The 11,544-nt window shown below is 71.9% G+C and carries 13 protein-coding genes; 1 reads left to right on the forward strand and 12 read right to left on the reverse strand.

The genetic code is table 11. The annotated features are described in order from the left end of the window. Positions 1–10: 10 nt before the first annotated feature. The 11 genes from AC0QR5_RS04355 to ffh all read right to left on the reverse strand — a co-directional run bounded on the left by AC0QR5_RS04355 (position 11) and on the right by ffh (position 8,189). Complete coding sequence (locus AC0QR5_RS04355; RefSeq protein ID WP_329860781.1) at positions 11–685, reverse strand: ribonuclease HII; 675 nt, start codon at positions 683–685, stop codon at positions 11–13. After that, the gene (gene lepB, locus AC0QR5_RS04360) at positions 682–1,422 is read right to left on the reverse strand and encodes a signal peptidase I (RefSeq protein WP_430970712.1); all 741 of its coding nucleotides are present in this window, start codon (positions 1,420–1,422) and stop codon (positions 682–684) included. The genes AC0QR5_RS04355 and lepB (AC0QR5_RS04360) overlap by 4 nt, the downstream gene beginning before the upstream one ends. Beyond that, the gene (lepB, locus tag AC0QR5_RS04365) at positions 1,419–2,084 is read right to left on the reverse strand and encodes a signal peptidase I (protein WP_475372500.1); all 666 of its coding nucleotides are present in this window, start codon (positions 2,082–2,084) and stop codon (positions 1,419–1,421) included. Before lepB (AC0QR5_RS04365) ends, lepB (AC0QR5_RS04360) begins: the two co-directional genes overlap by 4 nt. Positions 2,085–2,127: 43 nt before the next feature. After that, positions 2,128–2,490 carry a 50S ribosomal protein L19 gene (rplS, locus tag AC0QR5_RS04370; RefSeq protein WP_329860784.1) on the reverse strand — a complete coding sequence of 121 codons (363 nt, stop codon included), beginning with the start codon at positions 2,488–2,490 and terminating at the stop codon, positions 2,128–2,130. Between the two features lie 231 nt (positions 2,491–2,721). After that, the gene (trmD, locus tag AC0QR5_RS04375) at positions 2,722–3,528 is read right to left on the reverse strand and encodes a tRNA (guanosine(37)-N1)-methyltransferase TrmD (protein WP_329860785.1); all 807 of its coding nucleotides are present in this window, start codon (positions 3,526–3,528) and stop codon (positions 2,722–2,724) included. A gap of 2 nt (positions 3,529–3,530) precedes the next feature. Then, complete coding sequence (rimM, locus tag AC0QR5_RS04380) at positions 3,531–4,061, reverse strand: ribosome maturation factor RimM (protein ID WP_329860787.1); 531 nt, start codon at positions 4,059–4,061, stop codon at positions 3,531–3,533. Positions 4,062–4,188: 127 nt separating this feature from the next. Then, on the reverse strand, positions 4,189–4,431 hold the full coding sequence (locus AC0QR5_RS04385) for an RNA-binding protein (protein WP_329860788.1): 243 nt from the start codon (positions 4,429–4,431) through the stop codon (positions 4,189–4,191). Positions 4,432–4,433: 2 nt separating this feature from the next. After that, on the reverse strand, positions 4,434–4,847 hold the full coding sequence (gene rpsP / locus AC0QR5_RS04390; RefSeq protein ID WP_329860789.1) for a 30S ribosomal protein S16: 414 nt from the start codon (positions 4,845–4,847) through the stop codon (positions 4,434–4,436). 186 nt (positions 4,848–5,033) lie between these two features. Further along, on the reverse strand, positions 5,034–5,939 hold the full coding sequence (locus AC0QR5_RS04395; protein WP_329860791.1) for a VOC family protein: 906 nt from the start codon (positions 5,937–5,939) through the stop codon (positions 5,034–5,036). A gap of 95 nt (positions 5,940–6,034) precedes the next feature. Beyond that, positions 6,035–6,631: an NUDIX hydrolase gene (locus AC0QR5_RS04400; protein WP_329860792.1), complete on the reverse strand. Its 597-nt coding sequence runs from the start codon at positions 6,629–6,631 to the stop codon at positions 6,035–6,037. A gap of 4 nt (positions 6,632–6,635) precedes the next feature. Beyond that, positions 6,636–8,189 (reverse strand): signal recognition particle protein, encoded by a 1,554-nt coding sequence (gene ffh / locus AC0QR5_RS04405; RefSeq protein WP_329860793.1) that lies wholly within the window; start codon positions 8,187–8,189, stop codon positions 6,636–6,638. Positions 8,190–8,293: 104 nt separating this feature from the next. On the opposite strand from ffh, the gene AC0QR5_RS04410 reads away from it, so the two are divergent. Further along, on the forward strand, positions 8,294–9,772 hold the full coding sequence (locus tag AC0QR5_RS04410) for a glucose-6-phosphate dehydrogenase (RefSeq protein ID WP_329860794.1): 1,479 nt from the start codon (positions 8,294–8,296) through the stop codon (positions 9,770–9,772). Here the strand turns inward: AC0QR5_RS04410 and AC0QR5_RS04415 are convergent. Next, positions 9,762–11,183, reverse strand: coding sequence for an FG-GAP-like repeat-containing protein (locus AC0QR5_RS04415; RefSeq protein ID WP_329860795.1), 1,422 nt, complete (start codon positions 11,181–11,183; stop codon positions 9,762–9,764). The genes AC0QR5_RS04410 and AC0QR5_RS04415 overlap by 11 nt on opposite strands. Positions 11,184–11,544: the final 361 nt, after the last annotated feature.

The following is an 11,544-nucleotide window of genomic DNA, read 5'->3' on the forward strand; positions in this document are numbered from 1 at the left end:
TTGGCCTCCTCTATTGTGCCTGATCCGGCAGTCCGAGCCGCCAGCTGCGGCGGTGGTACCGGCTCGGCCCCCCGGCCAGGATCGCGGCGCGGTGGGCGGCCGTGCCGTAGCCCTTGTTCCGGGCCCATCCGAAGGCGGGCTCGCCGGCGTCGTACCCGTCCATCAGCCCGTCGCGCTCGACCTTGGCCAGGACCGAGGCGGCGGCGACGGAGAGGCACTGCAGGTCCGCCTTGACCCGCAAGGCGACGGGCGGCACGTCGCCGGCCCGGGCACCGTCGTCGAACAGGTCCCCCTGCCCGCCCCCGGCGAGCCAGTCCAGGTTGCCGTCCAGGAGGACGACGTCGGGGCGTACCCGGGCCGCGGACAGCGCCCTGCGCCCTGCGAGCCCGAGGGCGGGAACCAGGCCGAGCTCGTCGATCTCCGCGGCGCTCGCGTGCCCGACGCCGTACGCGGCGGCCCAGGCACGGATCGCCGGGACGAGCTCCTCCCGGGCCGCGGGCCGCAGGCGCTTGCTGTCCCGGACGCCCTCGAGCACGGGAGACGTCCACGGGTCGACGACGACGATCCCGACGCTCACGGGGCCGGCCAGCGCGCCGCGGCCGACCTCGTCGCACCCGGCGACGTAGCGGAGCCCGCCGGTGGCGAGCGATCGTTCGACGTCGAGCGTGGGCGCGGCCGCGCTCATTCTTCCGCGTCGCCCGCGGGCCGGGACTCAGCCGAGGGGACGCCGCCGAAGACCTCGTGGTGGTCGTCGACGGTTCCGATCCGGCTCAGCGGCCAGGCGATGACGGTGGCCTTGCCCTCCACCTGGTCGACCGCGACGAATCCACCCTCGGCGTCCTGGTGGTAGCGGGAATCGGCGGAGGCGTTCCGGTGGTCCCCGAGGAGCCACAGGCGCCCTTCGGGCACGGTCACGGAGAACGGCTGGTCCGAGGGCGCGGCGCCCGGCCACACGTAGGGCTCGTCGACGGCCGTGCCGTTGACGGTGATCCGGCCGTCGGCGTCGCAGCACTCCACGACGTCGCCGGGGAGCCCGATGATCCGCTTCACGAGGTGCTGGTCGGCCGTGTCGGGGAGCAGGCCGAGGAAGACGAGGGCCTCGCCGAGGGGGTTGGCCTGCGGCTGGGGCGCCTCGCCGAGCCAGCCGAGGTCGTCGCGGAACACGACGACGTCTCCCCGGTTGAGCTCGAACGGACCGGGCACCATGAGGTTGACGAAGATCCTGTCGTTGACCTCGAGGGTCGGCTCCATGGAACCCGAGGGGATGTAGAAGGCGCGGAAGAAAAACGTCTTGATGACGAACGAGAGCACGAGCGCGATGCCGACGACGATGAGGATCTCCCTCAACCATCCCCACGCGCCGTCGCGGGCACGCCCGCCCGGCCCGGAGTCGTCGGGGGCGGATGCGGCTTCTGCGTTCACTCGGTCTCTTCTCTCTGCAGCGGTGCGGCGCGCTCGAGCGGCCAGACGATCCTCTCGACCCGGCCGATCACGCGCTCCAGCGGCACCATGCCCCCGCCCGGCGCGCCGAGCAGGGACCGGGAATCGGCAGACGCCGAACGGTGGTCCCCCATGACCCAGATGCGCCCTTCGGGCACCGCGACGTCGAAGGCCGTCAGGCTCGGCGCGTCGCCGGGCTGGAGGTAGGGCTCGTCGAGCGGCTGGCCGTTGAGGCGGATCCTGCCGTCGTCTGAACAACAGCTTAGGGTGTCGCCGCCGACCGCGATGACACGCTTGACGAACACCGTGTCGTCGCCGGCCAGCCGCAGGGCCTTGGCCACGGTCTGCGTGGCGTTGTCCCGGCTGTAGGCGAGCAGCGAGCCGCGGCCGTCGAAGACGACGACGTCGCCGCGCCCGATCCGGTCCGCAGCCGTGCGGTCCACGAGCAGGCCGTCTCCCGGGGCGAGCGTGGGCTCCATGGAGCGGCTCTCGATGTAGTAGAAGTCCACAAGCGTGGCGCGGACCATGACGGCGACGAGGGCGGCGGCCAGGAGCACCGGCACGACAAAGCGCCAGTCCCGGAATCGGGACCGGCGCTTCGGGGGGCCCGGCGGCGTGCCGCCGGGGCCGGGTGTGTCGATCACAGGTCGAAGCGGGGCCGGCGGACCGGCCCTGGATTCGTCGTGGCTACTTGGCAGCCGGTCCGAAGTCGCGCTTCTCCTTGATGCGGGCGGCCTTGCCGTGGCGGTCGCGCATGTAGTACAGCTTGGCGCGGCGCACGTCGCCCTTGGTGACGACCTCGATCTTGTCGATGATCGGGGAGTGCACCGGGAAGGTGCGCTCCACGCCCACGCCGAAGGAGACCTTGCGGACGGTGAAGGTCTCGCCGACGCCCGAGCCCTGGCGGCCCAGGACGTAGCCCTGGAACACCTGGATACGGGAGTTCTTGCCTTCGACGATGTTCACGTGCACCTTGAGGGTGTCGCCGGGGCGGAACGCGGGAACGTCGCTGCGCAGCGAGGCCGCGTTCAGGGAATCGAGGATATGCATGTCTGCTACTCCTGGGTGGACGCCGCAGGTCCTCCACCGTCGACGCGGCCGGACGTGGGCGCCACGGCGGAGCGTGGTGCCGGCCGTCGCGGCCGAAGCGGTTGAACTGGTTCCGGACGGAAGCGCCGGTCCAGCGGCCCGACTGTTGACCGGCTCCCCCTGCGGCAGGAGGCGGTCCAGTAGGCGCAAGGCACCATTATTCCACAGCCGGGCGGACCGCCCAAACGGCCCCTACCCCGCGGTGTCCCCGGCGTCGGGGCGGCGCACGACGCGGCCGTCGTCGATCATGAACCCGGCGTGCCAGAGGGCGTCGCGGTCGTGCCGGTTCAGCCCCGCGGGATCGATGGCGAGGACCAGGTCGGGGCGCCGAGCCGCGGTCCGGGCCAGTTGCTCGTTGCGCCGGAAGCGCGCGATCTTCCCGTGGTTTCCGCCCAGCAGCACCTCGGGGACGGCCCGGCCCTCCCAGACCGGCGGCTTGGTGTAGACGGGGTATTCGAGCAGCCCGTCGGAGTGCGACTCCTCGACGAGCGACTCGGGATTGCCGACGACGCCGGGCACGAGCCGGCCGACGGCCTCGACCATGGCGAGCACGGCCACCTCCCCCCCGTTGAGCACGTAGTCGCCGAGGCTGACCGGACGGACCTCGAAGCGCTCGGCGGCCCACTCGAGGACGCGCTCGTCGATGCCCTCGTAGCGGCCGCAGGCGAACACGAGGTGCCCGCGCGTGGACAGCTCCTGCGCCATGGCCTGGTTGAAGACGGCGCCGGCCGGCGAGGGGACGATCAGCAGGGGGCGTTCGGCGGCGTCCGGGGCGTCGGCGATCGCGGACAGCGCCTCGCCCCAGGGCCCGGGCTTCATGACCATGCCGGCGCCGCCGCCGTAGGGCGTGTCGTCGACGGTCCGGTGGCGGTCGTGGGCGAAGGCGCGCAGGTCGTGGACGTCCAGCCGGAGCAGCCCGTCGCGCCGCGCCTTGCCGATCAGGGACAGCCCGAGGGCGTCGAGGTACTCGGGAAAGATGCTGACGACGTCGATGCGCACGCTCAGCGCTCCGTCGCCTCGTCGCCGCGGTTCAGTTCCAGGAGGCCCGGCGGCGGGGTCAGGACGACGAAGCCGGCCTCGACGTCGACCTCGGGCACGATCGCCTCGACGAAGGGGACGAGGACGTCCTCACCGTCGCCGAGGTCGAGCACGAGGAGGTCCTGGACCGTCATGGTGCGCAGCCCGGCCACCTTGCCGACGGCGCGGCCGTCGACGCGGACCTCGAGTCCCACGAGCTCGTGCTCGTACCACGCCTCGGGATCGTCGTCCGCCTCGTCGTCGCTCTCGACGAAGAGCTTGGCGCCGCGCAACGCCTCGGCGGCGTTGCGGTCGAGGACCTCCTCGAAGGCGATCAGGAGGATGTCCTTGTTCCAGCGGGCGCCCTCGACGGTCAGGGTGGCCGGCGACGCCGGCTCCACCTCGAGGACGGCGCCGGGGACGAAGCGCTCGGCGGGCGAATCGGTCATGACCTGGACGGTGACTTCGCCCCGGATGCCGTGGGGCTTGCCGATGCGTGCGACCTGGAGGCGCATGGTCTCTCCTTCGTGGTGGGTTCGCGGATCATCCTAGCGGCGCCGCGTGGCGGAGTGCGTTTAACGACGTTGGTCCCACGCCGGGCGGCGTGGGACCAACGGGGGCGGGCGGGCCGCCCGGTGCCGGCTAGCGGCGGCGGTCGGTGTCGACGACGTCGACGCGGACCGGTTCGCCCTCGGAGAGGGCCGCCACGACGGTGCGCAGCGATCTGGCCGTGCGGCCCTGGCGGCCGATCACGCGGCCGAGGTCGTCCGGGTGGACCCGGACTTCCAGGATGTCCCCGCGGCGGTTGCCCTTCAGCGCGACGGCGACGTCCTCCGGGGAGTCGACGATGCCGCGCACCAGGTGCTCCAGGGCCTCGGCCAGCATGGCTACTCGGCCTCGGTGGCCTCGGCCTCTGCGGCCGGGGCTTCCTCGGTCTTGTCGGCCTTCTTGGTGATGGCCTCGGGGAGGATGACCGAGCCCTTCTCGGGGGCCGTGAAGGCCTCCTTCGGGGCCTTGGTCTTCAAGGTGCCTTCCTGGCCCTCGATGCCCTTGAACTTCTGCCAGTCGCCGGTGATCTTGAGGATCGCGGAGACCTGCTCGGTCGGCTGGGCGCCGACGGACAGCCAGTACTGGGCCCGCTCGGAGTTGACCTCGATGAACGAGGGCTCCTCGGTCGGGTGGTACTTGCCGATCTCCTCGATGGCACGTCCGTCGCGCTTGGCGCGGGAGTCCATGATGACGATGCGGTAGTACGGGGCGCGCATCTTGCCGAAGCGCTTGAGTCGAATCTTAACGGCCACTGTTGTGGTCACTCCTGGTTCTCAACAAAGGGCGAACCCTGTTTTCCGCACCCGTGGGGCGGGCCGTACTTCGGGGTTCAAGGGGACAGGATGCGCGCGCGGAGAGAGGGGCCGCGCCGATCGAGTACCCAGCCATTATGGCAGATGGCCGGGCGGCGCGCGAACCGCGGCGCGCCGCGGCGGGGATCAGCCGACCGCGACGCGGAGCCGGTTGCGCCAGGGGTCGTCGAAGACGAGCTCGGCGCCGGTGTGGTGGTGCCGGATCCCGGCGGAGGACAGCCGCTCGGCCAGCGCCCCGACGTCGTCCGCTCCCGGCAGCTGGATGAGGACCTCGCCGAGGCCGAGCGTGTCCTTGCGCGGGCCCGCGCCGCGGCTGTTCCAGACGTTCATGGCCATGTGGTGGTGGTAGCCGCCGGCGGAGACGAACAGGGCCTGCCCGTGGAAGGAGGCCGTCTTCTCGAACCCCAGCGCATCGACGTAGAAGCGCTCGGCCGTCGCTGTGTCGCCGACCTGCAGGTGGACGTGCCCGACCGCGGCAGCAGCGTCGGACTGCCGCGAGACGGCCTCCTCGTCGAGGTGCTCGCGCAGGAATCCATTGGGGTCGAGGTAGAGGGTGTCCATCCGGACGCCGCTCCCCTCGCGGATCCACTCCTCGCGGGGTCGGTCCCAGTAGAGCTCGATCCCGTTGCCTTCGGGATCGTTGAAGTAGAACGCCTCCGAGACGAGGTGGTCCGAGCTGCCGGTGAAGAGGCTGCCATCGAAGCGGGCGGCGCTCAGCACCGTCGACGCGAGGTCCGCCTGCGTCTCGAACAGCAAGGCGGTGTGGAACTGCCCGGCCTCGCCGCGCCCGGGCAGTTCCAGCCCCGTTCCCGGCTCCAGCCGGACGAGAGGCTCCCGGCCTCGGCCCAGGACCGTGGCGGCGGCGTCCTCGGAGAGGACCTGCAGTCCGAGCCCCCGGCCGTAGTAGTCGGTCATGCCGTCCCGGTCCGCCACCTTGAGCGTGACCGCGCCCATCCCCAGCCCGTCGGGGAGCCGGTCCCCGGAGGCGCCGATCCGCGCACCGCCGTCCGCCGTCATCGTCTGCTCGGTCATCTCCGTCCTGCCTTCCCGGGTGCCACCCGCTCTGTGATGACACCATCATCGCAGATTTCACTTGAAGCTTCAAGCAAAGCGCGGCATGGGGTGCATCACGTCCGGACGGTGGCCCGTCGACGAAGCCCGGGCACCGGAGCCCCTGCCGGCAGCTCGGGCATGAGGCTCCGCGCCGGCGCGCCGTTCCCCGGCGCCTCCCGGGGCGTCACGTCGCGGCCGTCCTCGAGCTCGGCGACCCCGCCGAGCTCGAGCGCGTCCAGCGCCGCGAGGATGCGCGTGACCTCGGGCCGCGGGACGGAAGGCGACAGCGCGTCCGGTGCCAGGAAGCGGACGTCGAGGCGTCCCCCGTCCGCGGTGAAGCCGTCGACGTCGGTCAGCCAGGTCCCCGCGTCGTACACCAGGTGCTCGGCACCTCCCGCCTCCGAAGCAGGTCCACCGATGAACTCGTGGACGAGCAGCCGTCCGGGCTCCGGCTCGAGCGCGAGCCGCGACAGGACCCGACCCGCCGTGCCCCGCGGAGTCGCGCCGGAACGCACGGGCGATGCGGGCAGGATCCAGGGAACCCCGGCATCGGTGCCGACGGCACGGACGACGAGCACGGCGCCGTCGGCGCGCCGGAGCAGGACCGCGGCGTGGGCCCGGTGCCTCCACCGGGAGCCGAGGAAGGAGTCCAGTCCCTGAAGCTGCGCCACGGCGCTACTTGCCGAGGAACTTATCGAAGCCCTTGGGAAGGTTCAGCTGCGACGGGTCGAAGTCCTGGGCGGACTGCTGGCCGAACGCCGCCCCGCTCGAGGCGGGCTTGCGGTTCTGGGCCTCGGCCGCGGCCTGCGCCGCCTTGGCCGGATTGCCGAACTTCTGCTTCTTCTTGGCGCCGCCCTTGGACTGGCCCTTGCGGGCCCTGCCCGCGCCGCCCATGCCCGGGATCGCCCCTCCGGCCGCCATGCGCTTCATCATCTTCTGCGCCTCGCCGAAGCGCTCGAGCATCTGGTTGACCTCGGACACCGAGACGCCCGAGCCCTTCGCGATGCGGGCGCGCCGCGAACCGTTGATGATCTTCGGCGCCACGCGCTCGTGCGGGGTCATGGACCGCACGATGGCCTCGACGCGGTCGATCTGCCGCTCGTCGAACTGCTCCAGCTGCTGCCGGGAGATCTGCGCCCCCGGCATCATCTGGAGCATCTTCTTCATCGAGCCCATCTTGCGGATCTGCTGCATCTGGGCCAGGAAGTCGTCGAGGGTGAAGTCCTCGCGGTCGACGAACTTCTGCGCCATCCGCTCGGCTTCGCCCTTGTCCCAGGTCTTCTCCGCCTGCTCGATGAGCGAGAGGATGTCGCCCATGTCCAGGATGCGGCTCGCCATGCGGTCCGGGTGGAAGACCTCGAAGTCGCCCAGGCCCTCGCCCGTCGACGCGTACATGACGGGCTTGCCCGTGACGGATGCGACGGAGAGGGCGGCGCCGCCGCGCGCGTCGCCGTCGAGCTTGGAGAGCACGACGCCGGTGAAGTCCACGCCGTCGTTGAAGGCCTGGGCCGTGTTGACGGCGTCCTGGCCGATCATCGCGTCGATGACGAACAGCACTTCGTGCGGGTTGATCGCCGCGCGGATGTCCGCGGCCTGCTGCATCATCTCCGCGTCGACGCCGAGCCGGCCGGCCGTGTCGACGATGACGATGTCGTGCTGCTTCTGCCGCGCCTCGGAGACGCCGTTGCGCGCCACCACCACGGGGTCGCCCGTGGCGGCCTCGAACTCGCTCGAGACGCCGGGGTGCGGGGCGTAGACCGGGACGCCGGCCCGCTCGCCGTTGACCTGGAGCTGCTTGACGGCGTTGGGGCGCTGCAGGTCCGCGGCGACCAGGAGCGGGGTGTGCCCCTCCGACTTCAAGTGCTTGGCGAGCTTGCCGGCCAGCGTCGTCTTGCCGGCGCCTTGGAGGCCCGCGAGCATGATGACGGTGGGCGGGTACTTCGCGAGCGTCAGTCGCCGGGTCTGCCCGCCGAGGATCCGCACGAGCTCGTCGTTGACGATCTTGACGACCTGCTGGCCGGGGTTCAGCGCCTGGCTGACCTCCTCGCCGAGGGCCCGCTCCTTGACGTGGGCGGTGAACTCGCGGACCACGGAGACGGCGACATCGGCGTCGAGGAGGGCGCGGCGGATCTCGCGGACGGTGCCGTCGACGTCGGCCTCGGACAGCCGTCCCTTTCCGCGCAGGTTCTTGAAGGTCGCGCTGAGGCGGTCAGAAAGTGAATTGAACACGTGCCGTGGATTCCTTCGCTTGGCGGCTGGGCGGGACTCCCGCCGGACTCGACTTCCAAGGTTACCAAGCCCGGTGGCGACAACGGCGCGCCAAGAGTGGCAAGGTGGAGTCCGTGAGTGCTGACAACGGACTTCGCGTCAAGACCCTCCTGATCCTCGGTGCCTCGGGCGACCTCACGGGGCGGCTCCTGCTCCCCGGCCTGGCCCGCCTGCTGGCCACCGGCCGTGTGCCCGGCCTCGCCCTCGCCGGCGCGGGCAGCGCGGACTTCTCCGCCGCGGACTGGCAGCGGCGCGTCGACGAGGTGTTCGCCGCCGAGCGGGACGGGGCCGCCGAGGCCGGCGCCGTCGAACTGGAGCGGATCGCCGCCCGGACGCGCTACGACGTCGTCGACGTCACCGAGCCCGGCGCCCTCGGCGCGCTCCTCGCCGAGCTCGAGGCCCCCGTGGCCGTCTACTTCGCCCTCCCGCCCGCGGTCGCGCAGAAGGCCTGCGAGGTCCTGGCTCCCGAGGAGGTCCCCGAGGGCACGAGCCTGGTCATGGAGAAGCCCTTCGGCTCCGGCTCCGAGTCGGCCGCCGAGCTGAACCAGATCCTCACGCGGCTCGTCCCGGAGGAGGACATCCACCGCGTCGACCACTTCCGCGGCAAGGCCACGGTGTTCAACATCCTCGGGCTGCGCTTCGCCAACCGCTTCCTGGAGCCGCTGTTCACCAACGAGCACGTGGCGAAGATGGAGATCTTCTACGACGAGGAGCTCGCGCTCGAAGGGCGGGCCGGGTACTACGACAAGGCCGGGGCGCTGCGGGACATGATCCAGTCCCACCTGCTGCAGATCCTCGCCCTGCTGACCCTCAACGCGCCCGCGACCCTCGGCGAGCGCGACCTGCGCGACCACATCGGCTCGGTCCTGCGCGCCGCCTCGGTTCCTGCGGACTTCGCCGCCAGCACGCGCCGCGCCCGATACGCCGCGGGCAGCGCCGGAGGGCGCACGGTCCCGGACTACACGGCGGAGGACGGCGTGGACCCCGCGCGGGGCACGGAGACCCTCGCAGAGATCGAGGTGCGGATCAACAACGCCCGATGGGCCGGCGTCCCGTTCATCCTGCGGTCCGGCAAGGCGCTGGGGCGCAAGCGCAAGGAAGCGGTGGTCACGTTCAAGCCCGTCGCCCACCTTCCCTCGGGCTTCAAGGGCTGCGACTCCCCCACCCGGCTGCGGATCGGCTTCGGCCCCGACACCCTGGACCTCGAGCTGGACGTCAACGGGCCCGGGGACATGTTCACGCTGGACAGAATCGATCTCAGCGCCGAGCTGAACTCCCCCGACCTGCTGCCCTATGGCGAGGTCCTGCTCGGCGTGCTGACCGGCGATCCCACGCTTTCGGTCCGCGGCGACACCGCGGAGCAATGCTGGCGGATCGTCGAACCGGTCCTGGCCGCCTGGGCGGCCGACGAGGTCCCGATGGACGAGTACGCGGCCGGCAGCAGCGGCCCGGCGCACTGGGCGACCTCGCAGCACGACACGGTGGACGCCGACGGCCCGGGGCCCCGCGCCGAACCGAGGCACGCGGGCGGACTCAGCCGGTAAGGGACATTCCGTTCCAGCCACGTCCGATCCGTACGGGTGGCAGCCAGCCGCCGGACCCGTTACCGGGATAGAGCCACAGGGCCCCCGTGGACCCCTGGCGTGCCACGAGGTCCGTCCGGCGGTCGCCGTCGAAATCCCCCGGCACCAGCAGGAAGTCCATGCCTTGCCAACCGCGCCCCACGCGGATCGCGGGCTGGAGGCCGCCGCTCCCGGTGCCAGGATGGAGCCACAGCTCTCCCGTCGCGGCGTTCCTGGCGAGCAGATCGGCCCTTCCGTCGCCGTTGAGGTCCCCTCCGCCGGCGAGCCGGTCGTAGCCTCCCCACACTCCGGGCATCTGCCGTGGGGCCAGCCAGCCGCCCCGCCCGTTTCCCGGGTAGACCAGGAGCCGATTGCTCGCCGTGTGGCGGGCCACGAGGTCGTTCCGCCCGTCGCCGTCGATGTCGCCGGGTCCCGTCAGAAAGTCCATACCGTTCCACCCGGTGCCGATCTGCAGGGCGGGGAGGAAGCCGCCCTGACCGGTGCCCCGGTAGAGCCAGAGCTTTCCCGTGGCCCGTTGCCTGGCCACGACGTCTCCCAGGCCGTCTCCGTTCAGGTCGCCGGTCGCTGCGAGTGCGTCCATGATCCCCCACCCCGACGCGACGTGGACGGACGGCTTCCAGCCGGCGCGCCCGTTGCCCGGATACGTCCAGAGCCGTCCCTCGCCGTCGCGGGCCAGGAGGTCGTTGTTCCAGTCGCGGTCGAGGTCGCGCGGTGCCGCACCGGGTGCCGGCTGCGGCTGGGCAAAGGCGGTGAACCGGTACCCCGGGCAGGTCCTGTTGTAGTCGCGCACTCCGTCCGTCCACTGGGCCAGCAGGACGGGACCAGAAGAGAAGCCCGGCTGCAGGCAACGGTCCCGTGCTTCCTCCGGGTAGTCGAGCTGCCCCGCCGTGGCCCAGACTGGCACATGGGGCAGGGTCCAGGCACCCGCGATCTCCCGCCAGCCGTTCGCATAGGAATACAGCCCGGAGGCGAACCCAGCGTCCTGCAGCCCACGCAGGTAGCCCTCGACGACCATCCGGTTCTCGGCCATGGCGGCCGACCCCACGGGCCACGGCTGGGCCGGGCGGGGCTCGACATCCACCCAGACGGCCGCTGGCGACCAGCCGATGCGGCGCAACGAGGCAACGGCCTCCGACGCCTGCGCATAGCCGGCATTGGAGACCCGGCCCGCCCGCGTCGCCGCCGACCACGGGCCACTGGAGCCGTGCGTGGACAGCTGTGCCGCCGTGGGAAACGTCGCCATCCCGTAGGCATGGGCGCGCTTCGCGCGTTGGGCCGCCCAGGCATGCTGCCGGGCGAGGCAGGGATTTTCCGTGTAGGCCAGTCCCCGGGTGAGACCGATGATGACGAAGGCCGAATCGTCCGGGGGCATCGGCAGTCCGAAGCCCCCTTCGGCGGTGGTGCACTGGGGCCACGAGCGCTGCCACGGCCATCGGACCGACCCAACGAAGGTTGCCGTCTTGCCTCGGAAGGTCCCTCGCGCCGGCCCCGCCGCCGTACGTCCCTCCCCGCCGCCGCGGCCCGTGCCGGGCGGCGTCCGGCCTGGACCGCGCTTCGCCTTGCGTGGATCGTGCACCCGTCCGCGTGGTCCCCATGCCGGCCGTCCTCGCCCCGGGCCGCGCCATTGCGGCCTCCCTGCCGCCCATGATCCTCTGCACGGGCCCCCGGAACAAGAGGACGGGCGCACGAAACCGCCCAGCCCCGCGGATGCGGTGGCCGGGCGGTTCCGGTGA

This window comes from Arthrobacter sp. J156, assembly GCF_056172865.1.

What these genes read in the sequence shown, in the direction of transcription:
- AC0QR5_RS04355 (WP_329860781.1), bottom strand. Translation starts at nt 685, where the DNA reads ATGAGCGCGGCCGCGCCCACGCTCGACGTCGAACGATCGCTCGCCACC.
- rplS (WP_329860784.1), bottom strand. Translation starts at nt 2,490, where the DNA reads ATGCATATCCTCGATTCCCTGAACGCGGCCTCGCTGCGCAGCGACGTT.
- rimM (WP_329860787.1), bottom strand. Translation starts at nt 4,061, where the DNA reads ATGCGCCTCCAGGTCGCACGCATCGGCAAGCCCCACGGCATCCGGGGC.
- AC0QR5_RS04385 (WP_329860788.1), bottom strand. Translation starts at nt 4,431, where the DNA reads ATGCTGGCCGAGGCCCTGGAGCACCTGGTGCGCGGCATCGTCGACTCC.
- AC0QR5_RS04395 (WP_329860791.1), bottom strand. Translation starts at nt 5,939, where the DNA reads ATGACCGAGCAGACGATGACGGCGGACGGCGGTGCGCGGATCGGCGCC.
- AC0QR5_RS04415 (WP_329860795.1), bottom strand. Translation starts at nt 11,183, where the DNA reads ATGCCCCCGGACGATTCGGCCTTCGTCATCATCGGTCTCACCCGGGGA.